11 protein-coding genes are annotated in these 19,714 nt (G+C 59.1%); 3 read left to right on the top strand and 8 right to left on the bottom strand.

Going from position 1 to position 19,714, the window contains the following annotated elements; all coding sequences use genetic code 11:
• Positions 1–106: 106 nt before the first annotated feature.
• From AC24GY_RS02425 to AC24GY_RS02415, 3 genes are all read right to left on the bottom strand, one after another.
• Positions 107–4,579, bottom strand: coding sequence for a PVC-type heme-binding CxxCH protein (locus AC24GY_RS02425; protein WP_487679985.1), 4,473 nt, complete (start codon positions 4,577–4,579; stop codon positions 107–109).
• An 89-nt stretch (positions 4,580–4,668) separates the two neighbouring features.
• Positions 4,669–6,168: a sulfatase family protein gene (locus AC24GY_RS02420; protein ID WP_487679983.1), complete on the bottom strand. Its 1,500-nt coding sequence runs from the start codon at positions 6,166–6,168 to the stop codon at positions 4,669–4,671.
• Positions 6,169–6,183: 15 nt separating this feature from the next.
• The gene (locus tag AC24GY_RS02415; protein WP_487679981.1) at positions 6,184–6,972 is read right to left on the bottom strand and encodes a 3-keto-disaccharide hydrolase; all 789 of its coding nucleotides are present in this window, start codon (positions 6,970–6,972) and stop codon (positions 6,184–6,186) included.
• Positions 6,973–7,082: 110 nt separating this feature from the next.
• Between AC24GY_RS02415 and AC24GY_RS02410 the strand changes: the two genes are divergently transcribed.
• From AC24GY_RS02410 to AC24GY_RS02400, 3 genes are all read left to right on the top strand, one after another.
• Positions 7,083–8,405 (top strand): alpha/beta hydrolase family protein, encoded by a 1,323-nt coding sequence (locus AC24GY_RS02410; protein ID WP_487679979.1) that lies wholly within the window; start codon positions 7,083–7,085, stop codon positions 8,403–8,405.
• A gap of 63 nt (positions 8,406–8,468) precedes the next feature.
• Positions 8,469–9,740, top strand: a complete 1,272-nt coding sequence (locus AC24GY_RS02405) for a DUF1552 domain-containing protein (RefSeq protein ID WP_487679977.1) — start codon at positions 8,469–8,471, stop codon at positions 9,738–9,740.
• 5 nt (positions 9,741–9,745) lie between these two features.
• The gene (locus tag AC24GY_RS02400; RefSeq protein WP_487679975.1) at positions 9,746–12,232 is read left to right on the top strand and encodes a DUF1592 domain-containing protein; all 2,487 of its coding nucleotides are present in this window, start codon (positions 9,746–9,748) and stop codon (positions 12,230–12,232) included.
• A gap of 265 nt (positions 12,233–12,497) precedes the next feature.
• On the opposite strand, the gene AC24GY_RS02395 is transcribed toward AC24GY_RS02400, so the two are convergent.
• From AC24GY_RS02395 to AC24GY_RS02375, 5 genes are all read right to left on the bottom strand, one after another.
• Positions 12,498–13,388 carry a ThuA domain-containing protein gene (locus AC24GY_RS02395; protein ID WP_487679973.1) on the bottom strand — a complete coding sequence of 297 codons (891 nt, stop codon included), beginning with the start codon at positions 13,386–13,388 and terminating at the stop codon, positions 12,498–12,500.
• Between the two features lie 59 nt (positions 13,389–13,447).
• Positions 13,448–14,551: a dienelactone hydrolase family protein gene (locus AC24GY_RS02390; RefSeq protein WP_487679971.1), complete on the bottom strand. Its 1,104-nt coding sequence runs from the start codon at positions 14,549–14,551 to the stop codon at positions 13,448–13,450.
• A gap of 17 nt (positions 14,552–14,568) precedes the next feature.
• A complete protein-coding gene (locus tag AC24GY_RS02385; RefSeq protein ID WP_487679968.1) occupies positions 14,569–15,867 on the bottom strand; it encodes a DUF1552 domain-containing protein in 1,299 nt (432 codons plus the stop codon).
• Between the two features lie 20 nt (positions 15,868–15,887).
• The gene (locus AC24GY_RS02380; protein ID WP_487679967.1) at positions 15,888–18,581 is read right to left on the bottom strand and encodes a DUF1592 domain-containing protein; all 2,694 of its coding nucleotides are present in this window, start codon (positions 18,579–18,581) and stop codon (positions 15,888–15,890) included.
• Between the two features lie 103 nt (positions 18,582–18,684).
• Positions 18,685–19,653 carry a hypothetical protein gene (locus AC24GY_RS02375; RefSeq protein ID WP_487679965.1) on the bottom strand — a complete coding sequence of 323 codons (969 nt, stop codon included), beginning with the start codon at positions 19,651–19,653 and terminating at the stop codon, positions 18,685–18,687.
• Between the last annotated feature and the right edge of the window lie 61 nt (positions 19,654–19,714).

The raw sequence follows: 19,714 nt of genomic DNA, 5'->3' as shown, positions 1-19,714 counted from the left end.
ATGAACGCATGGATTCACCTCACATTGCGGTACAAAACCGGACAACGAAGGATGCTGACTGCAAGGCTCTCGAGAGGAGAACCTGATGTGGATATTCTCAAATGGGTTACTTCACATGCATCACACCACGCATGATGAGGTAGTGGCCGGGGAAGGAGCAGACGTAGGGGTAGTCGCCGGGCTTGGCGGGGGCAGTGAACTCGATGACTTGTTCTTTGCCGTGGTCGAGCAGCTTGCTGTGCCAGAGGATGTCAGGGCTGTCGGGGATGAAGCCGGTGTCGAAGCCTTTGGCACCGAGAGCCATTGCTTTGGTGGCGATTTCCTCGGCTTTGCCGGGATTCACCAGAAGGATGTTGTGCGGCATGAAGTCGGGATTGGCAAAGGTGAGCTTCACCTTCTTGCCGGCCTTCACGCTGAGTTCCTTCACATCATACATCATGCGCTCAGGAATGGTGGCGACGCGGATAGTGGTGAGTTCAGCGGTGTCGCTGAGGATGCCGGACTTCTGCGCCTTTTCCTCGGCTTCAGCAGCGATGACGCCGCCGTGCATGGAGGCTTCAACGTTGAACCAGAGGTGTTGGACCACATTGGCGGCATTACGTGCGTGCAACTCAGGCGACTTCTGCAATCGACCGAGAAGCTCGACATTGCGGACGTTGTGCTGTTGATGAATCCACAGTGCTTCGAGGAGGTTGTGAGCGTCTTCCTTCTTGGTGGGATCAAACTGCTTCATCCAAGACTGTGTGGCGGCGATGACTTCCTTGGTGTCGCGTTCGCTGAGCTCAATGTGAGTGCGGTGGCGCACTCCATCGGCGGGGTGTTTGAGATTTTCGAGCAGAGCGGGGATCGGCTGGCCGTCCACAGGAACGACCTTCTGCAAGGGGCGGCCAGTGGCGGTGACGCGATAGACACGGCCATGCTTGTGGTCGCGGTTGGGATCGCGCACGTTGTGCTGCATGTGGCCGATGATGACGTTGTGCCAGTCGCTCAGGTAGAGCGAGCCATCGGGTGCAAAAACGGCATCGCTGGGGCGGAAGTTTTTGTCGCCACTCATGAGGAAACCTCTTGAGGTCTCCTCGGTGACAGTGCCGTCGGCCTGAGTGACTTTCACGGTGAGTTCGTCGCCTGCGGGTTCGCCCCAGACGGTGCCGTTGTCGGCGTCGCGTTCGAGGTGGTAATGCTTCACGCCGAGGAAGCCGATGACGTTGCAGATGAGGAAGTCTCCCTGCATTTCATCGGGAAAGTGCGTGCTGCTGACGACCTCGCTGGCGGTCACGGGGCGTACTTCTTTCTTCAGCAGTTCATACATTTTGAAACCGTTGCCTTCGGGACGCACCTGATAGGCGCGGCCGCCGGTGCCGTCTGTGGCATACTGGTAGCCCCAGGAGTCAAATGAGGTGCCATGCGGGTTCGGCGAATTGTCCGCATGCTTGGCGATGGTGAAGCGGCGCGGATCGAAGCGATACATGGCGGAGGCTCCGGTGTTCAGCGAAGGGCCCCAGGGATGTTCGTGGTTGTGCTGCATGAACACACCGCTCTGCCAATAGAGACCACCGTCGGGGCCGTAGATGAGATTGTTTGCGCCGTGGTGTGAGTCTGAGCTGTCGAGGCCCATGAGCATGATGGTCTGCACGTCCGCTTTGTCGTCGCCATCGGTGTCCTTGAGGAAGAGTATCTCCGACTGGCGGGTGACGAGCACACCGCCGTTCCAGAACTCAAAGCCGAGGGGATTTTGCACACGGGCAAATTCCGTGGCGCGATCAGCGCTGCCGTCGTTGTTGTCGTCGTGCAGGATGACCAGAGCGTCGTTCATTTCCTTCAGCGGTTCCCACTTCGGATAGGTCGGCCATGCGGCAACCCAGAGACGGCCTTTTGAATCAAACTGCATCTGCACGGGATTGGCGATCTGCGGGAAGCGCGACTCGTCGGCGAACAGATGAACCTCGAAGCCTTTTTTCACCGCCATGTGTTTGATGGCCTCTTCACCGCTGATGTATTTCAGGGTGCCTTCCTTCTGCGCGCTGCTGCTCTTGCTGCCACCTCCCACGTTGGAGATGACGGGCACGGGTTTCGGCACGTTGCTGTCGTCGATTTTTTTGTCGCCTCCGGTGATGCGAGCCCACACGCGCTCGTCGCGGTTCGCGGTCATGACGTCGAGCATGGAAAGCTCATGCTGCAGCACGACGGCATTGGTCTGGCCATTGGTAAAGCTCAGCGTGGAGCGGCTGCCCCAGACGTCGTTGCCGTCGGAGGCGTGGTAGCGGTTGTACCAGTGAAGGTCTTTGTCCATCACGGCTTCGCGCAGCGGTTCCATGGAGGGCGATGCGCTCACCTGCTTGCCGATCAGCGCCTTTGCGATGACTTCTGCGAGCTGACGATCTCCCTCGATGGAAAGATGCACGCCGTTGATGGTGAGAGGCTCCTTCGCGGCTTTGAACAGCTCCAGTGAGGGATGATACAGGTCCACAAACGCCACACCCGCTTCCTTTGCCGCTGCCTCAGTGGCCTTCGCGTAGGCTTCGAGCTGCGCATTGTGCGCCTTGCCATCCGGCACGTTCACGTTGTGCGTGTCTTCATGGGCGATGGGACTGAAGAGAACGATGCGCGGGAAGGATTTACCATTTGCCTTGCTGCCGCGGGTCTTCTTCACGAACTCGACGAGCTGCTTTTGAAACTCCTCTGGCTTGTTGTCGTAGGATTCGTTGTAGCCAAAGAAGCCGAACACGACGTCCGCCTTCACATGGCGCAGGTAGTCCGTCATGTGCGTGGCACCGCTGCTGCGCGGGTAGTTGTTCGGGCGGTCGCCGCTGGTGCTCATGTTGCGGAAGCGCACCTGCAGATCAGGAAGCTGGCTTTGCAGCAGCGTTTCCATCCACCCATCATGCTGCATGCGGTCAGGGAGGCCATTGCCGAGGATGGCGACGACATCCCCTTTGCCAAAGGCGAAAGGTGCAGGGTCTTTATAGTCGGCAGGCACTTCGGCCAGTTCAGGTTCCTTCACAGGAGCAGCGCCGCCGCCGGAGTTCTTCTGCGCAGGCTTGCCCGGCTTTCCATCAAAGGTCAGGTAGGTCAGCTTGCCCCCGCCTTTCACATCGATGGTCATCGAATCCGGACCGGCGACGCTTTTGATCTCAAACACCGGTTTGCGAGCTTCATCGAGCAACTGGAGTGTGAAGTCGCCCAAACGGTCCGAAAAGCCTCGGCGGCTCCACAGTCCGATTGTGTCGATGGCATGGCTGGAGCCCAGATCGACTTCCCACCATGGATTCGGCTGGTTCTCTTTCGTATGCGTCTGGCCACCCTTGCCCCATTCCGGGTCCTTGTTGCCATCAAAGGCCCGTTCAGGTACGCCGCCGTTGGTTGTGGTTGATTGTGAAGCCTTGCCGCCCTTCACCACGTTCTTGCCACCGCTCATCACTTCGATCTCTGCGATTTGCAGGCAGCGTTTGTCACCGGGTAGCTCAATTCGCACATAGCGTGCAGGCTTGCCTGAGGCGATGGTCACCTTGGATGCTGCATCAGCTTTTGCCGCCGGCTTCTCGTCCGGCTTTGATTTTTTGGCGGTGCTCTTCGTGTTGTTGTTCGCTGGAATCTGCGAGGCGAAGCCCGCATACATCTCGGGTTTGACGCCGTGTGCATAGGCACCACCGCCGAAGGTGTTCGGTTTGAAGGGGCCAACGAAGGAAACATCGAGGTCAGGCTTGATCGAGTCTTCCAGGCCCAAGGCCCAGAAAATGCTGTTCACGATCATGCGGCGATAGCCTTCATTCGTAATGTCTTCCGAGGTGCCGTACAGCGTGGTGAAAACGCGGCCCGTTTTGCCGGAGGCAGATTTGTAGGTGCGTGTCCACTCGCTGGGCATCGGCGGCTTGGTGGCATCCGCAGGAGAATCTTGAGTCATGCCATTGAGCGGCTGGGCCATCGTCAAAACTTCGCCATCCGTCGGCTTGCCCACATAGCCGCCCGCCTGCACCCAGATGTCTTTCACACCACGGAGGATCGGGTGCGTGGCCTTGTCCGGCACGATGGCAATGCGCGTGCTCTGCTTGTGATTGGTGCCGTAGTGGCCCACCCAGGTCTGACCAAGCACCTGATGGCCAAAGCCCAGCTCATATCCGGCAACTTTGCTGTCATAAGAATACTTCGCGAAGGGATCATCCTTCGTCGTCTTGAAACCATGCGTCGCGGTGCGCAGTCCGATCACTGGGCCACCTCGTGAGAGGTAGGCATCAAAGTGCTTCATCTGCTCCGCCGGGAACTGCTGAAAGCGCAGGAAGACCACTGCGAGATCCGCTGTGTCCAGTGCTTCCATTCCCGGCATGTTCGCGACTTCGCCCGCCACGATGTCGCCTTCCTTGTCGATGTCGAACAGCACGGTGCACTTGAATCCCTGATGTTTGGCCAGCAGACGTGCGATGGCCGGCATCGACTCTTCGGAGCGGTATTCATGGTCTCCAGCCAGGAAGACGATGTGTTTTCCTTTGCCAGGCCCATCGGTGCCTTCAAAGACGAGTGGCGCGGCACTCGCGAAGGTCGCGAAGGAAAACAGGGTGAGCAGTAGGGTGGCTGGGTTGGTCATGACAGGTTGGAACAAACGTGGAGTTGCGGTGTGGTATCTCGCGGTGGGCAGCGAAACCGGACAATAAATTTTGAAGACGAGCAAAATCCCTACTTGCGATAGTCCGCGCCGGTGAGGCTGTGCAGCACGGAATGCTGCCAGTCGTGCAGTTCGGACTGCAGCTTTTTGGCGATGTCGGGTTGTTGATCAAAGACGCTGGTCTTTTCAGCAGGATCTGTGGCGAGATCGAAAAGCTCTTGTTTCACTGCCCCGCCCTTCTTCTGCTCATGCACCACCAGCTTGTAGTGGCCGTCAATGATGGCACGTGGGCCGAGATAATCGGCGTCTGCAATGGTGGCATGGCGAAAGTTGCTGAAGTCACGTGTGGCTTTGCCTCCTGCCTTTTTGGCAAGCGGCGTGGTGCCTTGCTGCAGCTGGGGATCGATGTAGGGCTCGGTCTTGCTGAGATGAGCGGCGTCAAACTGCCAAACCCAAAGCGGCTTGGAGCGCTCGGTTATTTTTCCATCAATCACAGGCAGGAGGTCGGCACCATCGATGGGGCGATCTGGAAGCGGCTGACCGGTGAGGGCGCATAGAGTGGGCAGGAGGTCGCTGGTAGTGGCGCGGGCTTTCGTGCTGCGTGGCTGGGAAATGCGGGCTGGCCATTCAATGAGCCCGGGGACAAGCACGCCGCCTTCATAGACCTGGCCCTTGACGCCGCGATGCGGCAGGACGAGCGAAGCATCCGGAGAGGTCCCGTTGTCGCCGCAGTAAAAGAGCAGCGTGTTGTCGCGCAGGCCGCTGGCAGCCAGGTGCTTTCTCAGCGTGCCGATGGAGCGGTCCATCGCGGTGATTTCGGCATAGCGTTCGCGCAGCACTTCACCCTGCGGGCGTGTGGTCGGTCCGCCGGTTTCGTTGGAGGTGAGTTTGACCTTCTTGTCTTTGTATTTGGCCGGCAGATCATCGTAGAGCGCGAGATCCTCCGGCAGGCCGCTGTAGGGCTCATGCGGGGAGCCAAACCACACGACGGTAAAGAAGGGTTTCTTCTCCTTGCTGGCGCGGTCGATGAACTTGATGGCCTCGTCGATGACGATTTCGGAACTCTCGCCCTTGATGACCTCCGGCGGGCCGCCGTTGCGCGAGAGGGACGGATTCAGCTCAAAGAAATTATCGTGCGAGACCCACTCATGAAATCCCATGGCACCAGGGCTCGTTGGTGAAGAAGCTTTGACCGGACCGAGATGCCATTTGCCGAAGTGGCCGCAGTGGTAGCCGGCTTTGGCGAGGATCTGCGCGATGGTGATCTCCTCCGGGCGGATGGAAAAGCCGGGATTGAAGGTGCCCATGCGGTTCGGATGTCGGCCCGTCATAAAGCTGGCTCGTGTGGGCGAGCAGCTCGGATGTGCGGCGTAGAAGTTTTCGAAGCGAAAACACGTCGCGGCCATGTCATCGAGCACCGGCGTTTTTACATGGGGATGGCCGTTGTATCCTGTCTCCTCCCAGCCGTGATCGTCCCCCATCATCAGGATGATATTCGGACGTGACTCAGCGGCGAATGATACCTGCGGCACGCAACATGCGACGAGGAGGGAAAAAAGGAGACGTTTCATCAGAGCAGAAGAGATTCACTTCTTTGACGGCGGCACCACAGGTCCGGTGCCTTGCGGGCTCTTCGTGCGCGGCTTCTCGATCTTCACAGCCCCGGCAGGAAGTTTTGCGGGATCAAAGGTCGAAGGTTCTGTGACTTCGAGCACTTTGAGGCGCAGGTCTTTGATGTGCACGCTGTTCGGATTGCCACGATGCAGCTGAATGGCCAGCAGACCTGACAGGGCGCGCTTCTTCTCATCGTAGTCGGTGAGCTCAGAGGTGGTCTTGCCGTTGATCTTGTGCACCAAGTGGTTTCCGCGTGCGATGATGGTGTACTCGTTCCACTGCGAGACATCGACCTTCACCGGTTCGTGCGTGGAGAGCTTCCACAGCGCGCCGGCGGGATCGAGCATGACGTTGGTGCCATTGAGGCCGAAGATGCCACGTCCCTTTTCTTCATAAGTCATGCCGGTGTGTTCGGTGGCGGGATGGATGTCGATCTGATACCCGGTGATGACCCACGGAGCGACCTCCGGCAGCTCGCGGCTGCGGTATTGAATGCCGGAGTTGTTGTCGCCCTCGACGCGCACGATGGCGTGCAGTTCGAAGTCTTTCACCTGGCCGCCGCGCCAGATGAGGAAGGAGTTGTTTGGCATGGCATCTGGCCCGGTGCAGGTGCCGATGACCTCGCCGTTTTCCACCTTCCAGAGCTTGGGGTCGCCATCCCAGCCGGTGAGGTCTTTGCCATTGAACAGGGAGGTGAAGCCGTCCTCAGCGGAAGCAGCGGCGGCGAAAATGAACAGGGATAGAAGTGCTGCAGGTCTCATGAGTCGTGGGTGGGAAATTGGATCGGGCGGGGCAGGAAGAACGGGCGTGGCACTGTGATTTCTCGTCTCGCTTGCAACTTTTTCACTTCATTCCCTGTTGGTTTGCTTCCATGCGATCCCTTGCCCTCCTCTCTTTTTTCGTGCTGACAGCTTCGTTGTCTGCGCAGCAGCCGCCCTATGATGTGTTTCCTGCGGCTGATCCGCCCTACTACCGCGTGCGCTATGAGGCCTCCACCCAGCCCGGGGAATTGATCTTTCCGGTGAATTACACCGTGTGGGTTCCGCCCGGCGTGAAGTCCTTGCGTGGGGTGATCGTGCACCAACACGGCTGCGGTGAAGGCTCGTGCAAATCCGGTCTCACAGGTGCCTATGACCTGCACTGGCAGGCGCTGGCTAGAAAGCATGACTGCGCCTTGCTGGCACCGTCTTATGAGCAGCCGGAGAAGGCTGATTGCCAAATGTGGTGTGATCCCCGCAATGGATCGGATGCGGCGTTTCAAAAGGCGTTGACGGATCTCGGTGCTAAGTCCGGCCATCCCGAACTCGCCAAGGTGCCGTGGGCGCTGTGGGGGCACAGTGGCGGCGGTCATTGGGCGGGTGGCATGACACTGCTGCATCCGGATCGTGTCGCAGCAGCGTGCTTGCGCTCAGGCGTGCCGATGCTGGAGGCCAATCCGGCCCGGCCCACGATCAAGATTTACACTCTGTCTGATGCGGTCGCTGGGGTGCCGATCATGTGCAACCTAGGCACCAAGGAAGGTGTGACGGTCAAGGAAGGGCGCTTTGCCGGAGCCTGGGCTTCGAACGAAACGTTCTTCACCGCCGTGCGTGCGAAGGGTGGTCTCATCGGCGTGTCAGTGGACCCACTGACCACGCATGAGTGCGGCAATCAGCGCTATTTCACCATCCGCTGGCTGGATGCCTGCCTCACCGCAAGACTGCCGGAAAAGAGCGGAGGTGCGCTGAAGCCGATGCCGACGAAAAATGCCTGGCTTGCAGCGTTGCTGAGCACTGAAGCCGTGCCTGCTGCCAAGTTTACGGGCGAAAAAGACAAGTCCGTGTGGCTGCCGAATGAGGCGGTCGCCAAGGACTGGGAGGTCTATGTCAAAGACACCACCGTCCCCGACACCACCCCGCCGCCTGCGCCAACTGGGCTGCAGGTGAAAGACAACGTGCTTACCTGGAAGGCAAAAGCCGATCTCGAAAGCGGTCTGGCCCATTTCATCATCGAGCGCGATGGCAAAGAGATCGGCACCGTGCCGGAGCAGCCGAAGAACCCCTTTGGCCGTCCGGTTTTCCAAGGTCTGCAATACAGCGACACGCCCACCAACCCGCTGGTCGAGATGATTTTCACCGATAAAGCGCCTGAAGCCGGTAAAAAGCACACTTATCGCGTGATCGCGGTCAACACGGTGGGGCTGAAATCCGAGTAAAAGGGCGTGTTTCCTGCTGCAACTCGGGGTGTTCTGGCTACGTAGTAGTCAGACCCCCAAATCATGAACAGACGCCGTTTCATTCTCCAATCTCTGGGCACCTCCCTCGCCCTGCCGGGACTACCCTCACTCATGGCTGGCACTGTGGGCGGTAATTCCGCCGTTAAGACCGCCAAAGGAGCAGGCGCAGGAGCGCGTCGATTTGTGGCCATTGGCAATCTGCTGGGCTATCAGACGAAGCAGCTCTTTCCGACCACCAAGGGCCGCGACTATGAGAAGACCACGCTGCTGGAGCCGCTGTGGGAAAATCGCAGCCAGATGACGGTCTTTCGTGGCCTGGACCATGGCGTGAAAGGCGGGCACTTCGCGGTGCACTCGTTTCTTTCCGGCGTGCTGAACTCCGAGGCGCAAAACCGCCCGGATGGCAATGTGACCATCGACCAGTATCTCGCGGACGAGATCGGCTTCGAGACGCGGTTTCCTTCGCTGACCGTCGGCTCGGAAGGCGGCATTCACGGCGGCTGCCAGATCGCCTGGACGAAGTCGGGCGTGCGCGTGCCTCCCGTCACGAATCCGTCGCAGTTGTTTGAGAAGCTTTTCGTCAGTGACTCCACGGAGCGTCAGGCACGCCGGGTGCAGGAAAACCGGGTGCAGTCATCTATTCTCGATTCGGTGATGGACGAGGCCAACCGCCTCTCCAAACGCGTGAACAAAGAGGACAAGGACAAGCTGGATGAGTATCTCACTTCCGTGCGCGATGTGGAAAAGCGCCTGGAATTGCGCCAGCGCTGGGTTGCCCAGCCGAAGCCCAAGGCTCCTTTTGACAAGCCCGCGAACCATAACGCCGTGGAAGACCTGCCGATTCTCTATGAGCTGATAGCGCTGGCCCTGCAGACGGACAGTACACGCATCGCCACGCTGGAAATCGGCGGCGACTTCATGCCGCAGCATCTTGGCATCAAGAAAGACTGGCACGGCCTTTCACACCACGGCAATGACCCGGAGGCCATAGCGAGCCTCATCACGCTGGAGAAGTATCAGATCGAACACTTTGGCAAATTCGTCACACGTCTCTCGAAGATGAACGATGGTGACCGCAGCCTGCTGGACTCCACCGCGGTGCTCTTCGGCAGCGGCATGGGCGATGGCAATTCGCACAAGAACTCCGACCTGCCCGTCATCCTCGCGGGTGGCGGCTACAAGCATGGCGAATTCCGCGAAGTGCCGCGTGAGGGCATCAACAAAGTGCCGCTCTGCAATCTCTTCGTGGACATCGCGCAGAAGATGGGCGTGGAAACGGATTCCTTTGGCAACAGCACCGGGCGTTTCGCGTGATGAGCATGATGGCTCCGACCACGCGTCTGAGCGCGCTGCTTTGCTTCGCGCTCCTTACTAAGGCTCATTCGGCTGACGAGGCACCCAAGCTTGCCCAGCAGTTCCTTGGGAAGTACTGCCTGGAGTGCCATGACGCGGATGTACAAAAGGGCGATCGTGCCTTTGAGAAGTTCGCGCTGCCGCTGAAATCCGTCCCTGATCTCATTGATGCGCGTGACATCATCGACCAGCTAACCTTGAAGGAGATGCCGCCGAAAAAGGCGGATCAGCCCACGGATGACGAGCGCCTCGCCATGATCCGCGCCCTGCGCGAAGGCACGGTGGCCGCCTATGGCAAATTTCAGAGCACGGGCAGCCGCACGGTCATGCGCCGCCTCTCCAGCCGGGAGTATGAAAACACCCTCGCTGTTTTGTTTGGCCGCCGGGTGGATACACTGGGCCTCACAGCCGATTTCCCGAAGGAGAAGACGAGCCAGCACATGGACAACATCGGCAAGTCGCTGGTGACATCGGGCTTTCTCGTGGATCAATACTTTCAGTCCGCGAACCGCCTCGTCGAGACGCGACTCGGCAAACCGGCGACCGAGCCGAAGAGCTGGCGCTTCAACAGCCACTTCGTGCAATACGAAGAGCTGACCGGCTCGCACAAGTCAGCCTTCAACTTCCGCTACCTCTGTCTTTACGAGCAGCCGAACACCGACACCCGCCAGGGCGGCTACGGCCATATCGAAGACTTCAAGCAGGGCGTGCCCGTCTCCGGTCTTTATGATATCGAGGTGGAGGCTGCTGCGATGCACCGGGACACGCACTACGACCCCACCATCTTTGGCATCGATTTTTCTGAACCCTTCATCCTCGGGGTCGTTCCGGGAGATGTCACCAAAGGACACATCCACTACCCACAGGCCATTGAGCCGCTGCTCGCCAGCACCGTGGTGCCGGACAACACGCCCACCTGGTTCAAATTCCGCGTGTGGCTGGAAGCCGGGCAGACACCGCGCTTCATCTTCCCGAACGGTCCGTATGAATCACGGGCATCGGTGGTGACGATCAACAAACGCTACAAGGACGAGTTCAAGGCGGATACGGGATCCTCCGGCGTCGGCCGCGCCCACATCCTGCTGGAAGGCAAGCTGCCGCACATCCGCATCAGCGAAATCAAGATCAACGGCCCGGTGCCTGAGAAGAATGGTGGCGCCGAGGAAGTCGCCGTGTTTGGCAAAGCCGGATTCCAGGCTGAGCATGCGCTGGACCAGCTCCAGGCTTTTGCCGAAAAAGCGTATCGCCGTCCGCTCACCGATGCAGACCGCAAGCCCATCCGCGCTCTTTACGACAAACAGCTGGCCGAAAAAGCCACGCCGCGCCAGGCTGCTCTGGATGCACTGAAGCTGATCCTCTGCTCCCCCTCCTTTCTCTACCTGAGCGAAATCACCGAAGAGTCCGCGAAAGCGCTGAACCCCTACGACCTTGCTTCGCGCCTCTCTTATGCCCTCTGGGCCGCTCCGCCCGATGAAGCGCTGCTCGCCGCTGCGAAGTCAGGCAAGCTGACACAGGATGCCGAGCTGAAAAAGCAGATCCAGCGCATGCTGGCCGATGAACGCATCAGCGGCTTTGTGAACGGCTTTCTGGACAGCTGGCTGAACCTCCGTGAACTCGGCGGCATGCCGCCGCCGCGCGAGGTGGTGCGCTCCTACTATGCTGAGGATCTTCCCACTTCGATGAAAGCCGAGGCCAACCTCTTCTTCCGCGATCTGCTGAAGACCAACGGCTCCGTCATTCAGTTCATCGACAGCGACCACAGCTTTGTGGACAAGAAGCTGGCCAAACTTTACGAACTGCCCGAGCAGAAGACCCTGCGCCTGGCCGATGGCTTCCAAAAGGTGAGCCTTAAAGGCAATGCGCATCGTGGCGGCCTCATGGGCATGGCCGCTGTGCTTACCGTGAGCGCGAACGGTGTTGAGACTTCGCCCGTCACGCGGGGAGTGTGGGTCACAGAAAACATTCTGGGCGTGCCGCCACCACCACCACCGGATGTCGTGCCCGCCATTGATCCGGATGTCAGCGGAGCCACCACCATTCGCGACCGCCTTGCCAAACACCGTGCCGACGCCGCCTGCGCCGAGTGCCACCGCAAGATTGATCCGCTCGGTTTCAGCCTCGAATCCTTCGATCCCATTGGCCGCTGGCGCAGCACTTACCCGAAGACCAATAAAAAAGCCCCCGCCCCCAGCATTGATACCACTGGCGAATTCCCTTCTGGCGAGACCTACACCGACTTCGCCAGCTTCAAGAAGCTCATCCAGGACACCCGTGCCGATCTTTTCAGCCGGCACCTCATCCGCCAGATCCTCACCTACACCACCGGTCGCACCATGGAACTCAACGATGACTTCATCATCGACAAGCTCCACGACAAAGTGAAAAAGCAGGGACTTGGCCTGAACACTCTTCTCACCGAGTGCCTGATGAGCGAGGTGTTTCGCTCGCGGTAACCTTGATAGTAAAACTAAAACGAACGTCCGTGTTTGTTCTCCCGCCTGCGGGCATTCAATCAACGCGTCAGCGTCTTGGAGTGCGGTGGCAGAGATGCACGGCGCAAGCCTGCATCATCGACACCGCTTTCGCGGGGTATTGAACATTCACAGTTCCCATCCCGCCGTCCGGCCTGCGAAAGGCGGCGTCGCGCCCAGGCTTGCCGCACGCACTCCAAGACGCTTCGCACTCGCGTGAGCGCTGGAGTAGCCGGATCTTGGCTTCCTACTTCACCGCTGGCGTCGCAGCCGCCTCAGCCTTCACCTTCTTCGGCGGCGCCACACGAGGCGTCAGAAAAGAATCAATCAGCGCCTTGTCCGCCTCGCACTTGGCACCTGCTGCCGGAATCTCCACACCCGCAGACCAAAGCACCCCATTAATCACCAACTGGCACATGCCCGACTGCTCCCATGCTGAGTGCGCATCCAGTCCGCTAAAGCTGAAGGAACGCCCGCCGCTTGGGCGGTCGTAAGTCCATGCCACCACATCCTTGTCGCCACCTTCGGGCGAGCCCAGCTTCTCTTTGCCGGACCAGACCAGCGGCGTGATGCCCTTCATCTCCGCTGGAAATTGAAAATGGTTCAGCCAGCCGTCATTGATCTTCCACGGAATGACACCGCTGGTGATGGCGTGCTTGGGAAAGGTGTCATGCACACTGTCCCAGTGGCCGCGGCTTGAGAGCGCATTGTAAACACCACCAATCCAGCTCATCGACTGCTGCGCAAACGCCGGTGTGAACTCCACCGCCTGATGAATGTTCACCAGGCCCGTTTTGCCATCCGCCATTTTCTGCACGAGCGCGACATGCTCTGGCGTGGCCAGGTAGGCCTGCTTGCCACCGCCATCGGTGTAAAACACTACCGCAGCCGCGCCATCGAAAACCTTCTCATCCGCAGGCCACTCCTCATTCACCAGCACCGCATCCACTCCCGGTGTCTGCTTGAGCAGCGCCTGCATCAGGCGGCAGCCGCCGAGGTAATCATGATGCCCGACCTTGTCCACCTCCTTCACCTTGCCGGCGACGAGGACAATTTTGACGCTGTCAGCAGCCCAAGACGAAGAAATGCACAGGCCTGCAGCAGCGAGAGAAAGAAGAAAACGTGAGCGGGAAATCATGGCGGGTAAGTGGAAGGCAGTCTAAACGAACGCACTCACCGGGAAATGTCTCCCAATCTTCACGGCCGGGTGATCTGGCCATCGCGCTGAAACATCTGCCAGTCAGCAGCATAGTCGGCATTGATGAGCCAGGAGGCGGTGGCTTTATCCCCAGAGAATGTGGCGAAGGGTGCCGTGGCCAGGGTTTGATAGCCGCCCTGCGTGACATCCCAGTTTTTGCCGAGAGATCCGCTCTCAACTGCTAGAGCAGTGAGCTTCACCGGACCTTGGAGTGGGTCCACATCCGCAGGAACTCGGGCAGCGAAAGTGTGCCGCAAGAAGGAGAACACCAGCGGCCAGGTTTTGTCACCGGGGCCGTGGCCTGTCTTCGGTTCGACGGCATAGTTCCACAGCGCGTTGTGCTTCTTCCTCATGGCTTCCACGACACCCATGTTCTCAGCTTTGGAGGGGCGGGCGAAGAAGTCATCGACCTCGCCGAAGATCACCAATCCGGGGATTTGAGCCGCACCGGGTTGATAGACTTGATACGTGGTCCCCGGCCGCATGGAAACCCAGCCCCAGATGCGGCTGCTTTCAGCGGAAAAAATGGCAGAGAAGCCGGTGCCGTTTGAGTGGCCGTAGAGAAAAAGCGGCGCATTTTCGAGCTCAGGGTGCTGGGCTCTTTGCCCGAAGGTCTTCAGCCGCTCATAGAGCAGGCTCCGTGGCCAGAAGCCGCGCTGCATGGGATTGCCCACGAATTTGAAAATCGCGAGATGCAGCTGGCGGGCGATCTTGCGCAGCTCTGGATGTTTGTAGAGCGCCTCGCCGCTGCCATGACCGGACATGACGACGATCCCCTTGGCAACGGTGGTCTGCTCTGGCACCCAGAGGTCAAACTTCACATCCTCCTTTTTGCCTTCGCCTTTTTCCTTAACGGCCTGCTGCCATTGCTCATCGGTGAGCTTCCAGTCCCAGCTTCTTTCAACAGCCTGCTGCGGCGAGGGCGTGCCCCATTTGGCTTCATCGAGCACACCATCCCAGTTCTTCTGGCCCTTCACCTGAGTGTTGGCCCGCACCCAGCCAATGCTGTGGCACTCGGGCAGTTGCAGAGTTTCAGTGAGCTCAATATCTGCGGCGTGGAGAGTTGCCAGCAGCAGTGCGGCGAGGAGAAGGAACGGCTTCATGAAATGGCTGAGTGAGACTAGGCGATGAGCTCTTTCAGCACGCCGGAGCTGTCTCCATGGCGCTCGACGTTCACGCCCATACCATGGAGGAGCGTCAGCCACGCATTGCACAGCGGCGTGTCTTTCGGCGCGACGATGTTGTGCCCCAGCTTGATGCCGGCGCCACCACCCGTAAGGAGCGTGGGGCAGTTGTCGAGGCTGTGCTCGGTGCGGATATTGCTGCCGTAGGCGAGGGCGATGTTGTCAAAGAGACGGCTGCCATCGGCTTCCTTGGTGGCTTTGAGTTTGTCGATGAATCCCGCGAGCAGATCGCTCTGCGTGAGGTCGCGCTGCTTGGAAGCTTCCAACTTTTCACCCATGGTCGAATGATAATGGCTCATGTCATGCGGGGCCACCTTGATGCCGATGCTGGTGAGCAGCGTGCTGACCGGCTGGCGATAGGTGAGCACACGGGTGCTGTCAGTCTGCATTGCCGCGAGCATGATGTCATACATGATCTTGATCTCCTCTTTTCCAGCAAGACCGGGGGCTGGTTCGGGAATCGGTGCCTTGGGCTGCGGAACACCAATCCACTGCTCGTCCTTGCTCAGGCGTGTTTCGATGTCGCGGATGCCCTGGAAGTATTCATCGAGCTTGCCCTTGTCCGTTTTGCCGAGGCCGCGCTGCATCACACGCGCATTCTCCATCACGGTGTCGAGCACGCTGCGCTTCTGAGCAAGCATAGCCTTCTGCTGCTCGATGGGCGTGGTATCTTTGGAAAAGAGCCTGTGGTAGGCTTCCACGGGGCCCTTGTGACCGCCGATAGGTTTGCCGCTGACATCCCATGCCATCGAGAGCCCGGGGCCATGCCCAGATGCTTCAGCATTTTCACTGCCGTTGAGCTGCAGGGAGGCAAAGCGCGTGTCGAGGCCGAGCTTCGCTGCCGCCACCTGATCCGCGGAGATGCTGTTGTGAAAGTTCTGTCCCGGCTCGCCAAAGCGGTTCGCGCCGGTAAGCCACATGGTGCTGCCCCAGTGGCCGTCGTTGCTGTACTTGTTCCAAAGCCCCTGCACGACGCTGAAGTCTGCCTTGTGCCGTGCGAGTGGTTTAAGTCCTTCAGGCAGGGTGTAATCCGCACCCGGTTGTTTGATGTCCGGAAACCAGCTCTCTGTCGTGATCCCCCAGCCAAAGCCGAGAAAGACCAGCCGCTTCGGCGGAGCTGCAGCCGCCGCCGCTGAGGCAAAGCGGCGGAAGCCAAGAGATTCGAGTGCCGGCAAGGCAATGAGCGCGGTGCTGGATTGAAGGAAGTGGCGGCGCCGGATGGGTGAGGTGCTCATGATGCTTTTTCGTTGAGAGATTACTTCGTGTGGAACTCCTGACTTGCGACCAATGCATGAATGAACTCGCGAATGGCGAGGTCTTTTTTGCCAGCTTGCTGAATCATGCCCGCAATAAGTGGTTGATCGCGGAAGCCCGGTGGGCGGCCCAGCGCGAATTCGATGAGGGCCTCGCTGAAGCTGCGGGCAAAGGCGTCTGATTTGGATGCGATGATGTCGCGCAGCCCAAAGAAGTCTTTGAACGCCGGGCCTTTGTAGAGCGCCGCTGCGGCTTCGATGGTCCACGTTTTCTTGGACTTCGGATCGGGTTTGCCGTTTGCGTCGATAGCCATGTAGCTGTCTTCGGTGCGCCACTGTCCGGCGGCATCGAAGTTCTCCAAGCCAAAGCCGACGGGGTCGATCTTGCGGTGGCAACTAGCGCATTGCGGGTCTTCCTGATGCGCGAGCAATCGCTCATGCGTGGTGAGCACTTTGCCTGCGAGCCGCGTGATCGCGGGGACATTGGCAGGCGCGGGCGGAGGCGGGTCATGCAGCAGCTTGCGCAGCACCCAGGCACCGCGTTCGACGGGGCTGGTGCGTTCGCCATTGCCACCCATGAAGTGAATGGCCGCCATGCCGAGCAAGCCACCACGTGGCGAGTCCTTGGGTAGCGACACTTTTTCATAACCATCTCCCTTTACTCCCGGGATGCCGTAGTAGTGGGCGAGCACGCGATTGATCATCACGTAGTCAGACTTCAGAAGGTCGCGCAGGCTTGCGTTGTTTCGCATGATGTACGCCATGGTTTCATGGATCTCCCCTTTGGCGGCGACCTTCGTGCCGGTGTCAAAGCGCGGATAGAGTGAACGATTGACCTCAAAAAAGTCGATCCGATCCAGCCCAAGCCACTGATGCGTGAACGCTTCGAGAAAATCTGCGGAACGCGGATCATTGAGCATGCGCTCCGTCTGCGCGGAGAGCACCTCCGGCTTGTGCAAATCACCGTTTCGCCCCAGATCAAGCAGCTGCTTATCCGGCGGTGCGCTCCAAAGGAAATAGGACATGCGGGTGGCGAGTTCCATTCCCGTCAACTGCCGACGCTTCTCGTCTGGTGTGGGTTCCGCTAGGTAGAGATACATGGGGGAGGACAGCACCACGGCCAGCGTCTCCTTCAGCGCAGCGCTGTGTTTGTCTCCCGCCTTGCGGCGCACGTCATAGAGACTTAGAAGACGGTCGATGTAGTCCTTCGGCGGTGTTGTGCCACGGAATGCCTCCGTGGCAAACCGCTCCAACGCCGTGCGCAGTTCCGGTGCGGCAGGCGCAGGCGATTTATCATCTAGCGGAATGCCCAGCGCCGCAATGCCGGGCGGCTTGGGTTTGTCGACTTTAGGCACGCGTTCGACTTCGATCCAATCCACCCACAGCGTGAGTTCTGGGCCAATGCCGTTGAGCTTCACCGCCTCGGCACGTTTGCGACCGCCTTCTTCATTGGTGTCCCAGCTGCCCTTTTCTCGGACAAACAGCAGGCGGTTCTCCCTCGTCATGTTGCTGCGCGTCAGAGTCAGCGGAATCTCGATCACCTGCGGCTTTTCGATCGTGCCCGTGATTTCATGGGTGGCCATGACACGGCCCGTCCGCGCATAGATGCCGAAATCGAGAAAGCGCCGCTCCGGCGGTGCATCCTTCGTCGCTGCGGCCTTCACGCGCACGATGTAATCGCCCACCGGCCAGTCAAACGGCACCAGCAGTTCGATGTAGTTCACGTTCAGCTCCGCCGGATGCCGTGTCTGCGTGCCGAGGTAAGCACCCGTGTCCACAGCTGGCTGCGCCATGTAATACTGGTGATACTTCAGCCAGCCTGCGCCCAGTGAATCGTTGGCCAGATCGGCGTCGTTCTCGCCCTTCTTGTCAAAGCCAAAGGTTCGTGGATTGGGTGCGCCGGGAATCCGTGCCCACTCGCGCCGGAAAATGCTGTCGTTCTTCGATTCCTTGCGGATCTTGGCCACGATGTCCTTGTTCTCAGGCTTGGCCGCCGCTTCCTCCACCGCTTTGACCCAGCGCTCAGCCCGCGCCTTCGCATCGATTTGATACTCCACAAACTTCTTCACGATGGGTGTCGTCGTTTCGGCTTCGTAGTGCAGCTTTTTCTCCACACCCGCTGCCGCCTGCCAAGCAAACGCCTCCTCCACCGCCTCGCGTCCCAAAAGCTGATACTGCTCAAACTGGTTCGCCGACATGAAGAGGTTTGCCCCCACTGTATCGAATCCACCCGCACCGCTGTCTGCGGGCAGATCGGACACATTGACGTCCACGCCGAGCAGTTCCCGCAGCGTGTTCTTGTATTCACGACGGTTCAGCCGCCGCATGGTGATGACACCATTTTGATCTCCCAAAGTGCGCCGAGCCGCGACCATCACATTCGCCAGATCATCGAGAAAATCAGCCTTCGCGGCATTGGCCGGCTGCTTCTCGTCCTCTGGAGGCATGTCGCCCGAGTTCATCTGATTGAGCACCTTCTGCCACTTCTCCGCCGTTTCGATGTCCTTGATCTCAAACGGAAGATCGTCCACGCGGAACTTTCCCTTCTGTTTTTCCGGGCCATGGCAGGAAACGCAAGTCTCCTGAAACAAAGCCTTGTGACGTTGATCCATCAAGGCGCGGCTCTGGGCCTCTGCGGCGAGAGAGGGTGAAGAGGTAGACAGCAGGGCGGCGAGAAGCAGAAACAGACGATTCATCAGGGGAAGAAACAAACGCAGTGGGACGATCAATGTATCTCGCCTTAGGCATCAAAACCGGACGAAAAAAATGCAGCTTGCCTCCAGTCCAGAAGTAGATTCCTCACGGTTGCACCACCCACAGTCGAGCGATGCCTGTGGGCTGAAACTTTTCACCGCCGGCGGTCAGTTCGAGAATGACCTGGGTTTGGCGGCCGTTTTTCCCGAGCGTGGTGACTTTACCGGTGATGGGAGCGGCAGTGGGCTTGCGATCCACACCTGCAGGAGCAACCTGGACGGTGATGCCTTGCTTGAGGCGTTTGATCTGCTCCTCTCCTTCGTTGAAAAGTGTCAGCGTGAGTTGGGTGCCACTGGAGGCATCGACGTAGCCGGGAGCGCCTTCTTCGATGATGCGCTTGGCGTGCACTGCCTTCTGCTCTGCCTGAAATTTGAGCAGGCTCTCGTCATCGAGAAAGACTTCCCAAGCCATGCGGGTTTTGCCTTTGCCGATGCCGTGAGTCTTGGTGCGAAGTTTGTCACCGGCCTTGATGTCGCTGAATTTCGCAGGCTGCCCGGCTTTCCAGAAGCGAGTGTCTTTGTCGGTTTCGATGACGACGTTCTTTTCACGCACAAAGCTTTGGTCAGCGTCTGCCCAGGCGCAGGTAAGCTTGCCGGATGCGGCATCGATCTTATCCACGAAGAAGTACTCTTTGTGGCCGTTCATCATGTTCATCTCGTCCTGGATGTAGGTGAGCCAGACCCACTGCTCTTTGTCATTCACATGCAGGCGGAAGATGGCGCGCTCGCCCAATTTAAAATCCTGCAGGTCTCCGAGCGTGGCATGGTGCAGCAGCTCGGCATATGGCATGACGGTGAAGGCCATTACTTCATCGTTGCTCTCGTTGCGGAATTTTCCTGTTCGTGTGGCGAGATCCAAGCTGATGAGCTCGCCCCAGATGCGGCGCATTTTTTCAAACGGGATGATCACCTGGCCCGGTGTGATCACGGGGATGGGCTTGGCAGGAGGCGTGTCCGCAGCAAGGGCGGAGAGGGACAGAGCGACGAGGCATGGGAGCAGAGCGCGGTTGGGCATTGGCCAGTCATACGACGCTGCATGGAACTTCCTGCACCACCCCCGAACAATCGGGGATCCG

The organism is Prosthecobacter sp. Pr1 (genome assembly GCF_057652315.1).
Note: the sequence above shows the minus strand (reverse complement) of the source record. Positions and strands in the feature narration are given on the sequence as shown.

What these genes read in the sequence shown, in the direction of transcription:
- AC24GY_RS02420 (WP_487679983.1), bottom strand. Translation starts at nt 6,168, where the DNA reads ATGAAACGTCTCCTTTTTTCCCTCCTCGTCGCATGTTGCGTGCCGCAG.
- AC24GY_RS02380 (WP_487679967.1), bottom strand. Translation starts at nt 18,581, where the DNA reads ATGAATCGTCTGTTTCTGCTTCTCGCCGCCCTGCTGTCTACCTCTTCA.
- AC24GY_RS02385 (WP_487679968.1), bottom strand. Translation starts at nt 15,867, where the DNA reads ATGAGCACCTCACCCATCCGGCGCCGCCACTTCCTTCAATCCAGCACC.
- AC24GY_RS02400 (WP_487679975.1), top strand. Translation starts at nt 9,746, where the DNA reads ATGATGGCTCCGACCACGCGTCTGAGCGCGCTGCTTTGCTTCGCGCTC.
- AC24GY_RS02395 (WP_487679973.1), bottom strand. Translation starts at nt 13,388, where the DNA reads ATGATTTCCCGCTCACGTTTTCTTCTTTCTCTCGCTGCTGCAGGCCTG.
- AC24GY_RS02415 (WP_487679981.1), bottom strand. Translation starts at nt 6,972, where the DNA reads ATGAGACCTGCAGCACTTCTATCCCTGTTCATTTTCGCCGCCGCTGCT.
- AC24GY_RS02390 (WP_487679971.1), bottom strand. Translation starts at nt 14,551, where the DNA reads ATGAAGCCGTTCCTTCTCCTCGCCGCACTGCTGCTGGCAACTCTCCAC.
- AC24GY_RS02375 (WP_487679965.1), bottom strand. Translation starts at nt 19,653, where the DNA reads ATGCCCAACCGCGCTCTGCTCCCATGCCTCGTCGCTCTGTCCCTCTCC.
- AC24GY_RS02410 (WP_487679979.1), top strand. Translation starts at nt 7,083, where the DNA reads ATGCGATCCCTTGCCCTCCTCTCTTTTTTCGTGCTGACAGCTTCGTTG.
- AC24GY_RS02405 (WP_487679977.1), top strand. Translation starts at nt 8,469, where the DNA reads ATGAACAGACGCCGTTTCATTCTCCAATCTCTGGGCACCTCCCTCGCC.
- AC24GY_RS02425 (WP_487679985.1), bottom strand. Translation starts at nt 4,579, where the DNA reads ATGACCAACCCAGCCACCCTACTGCTCACCCTGTTTTCCTTCGCGACC.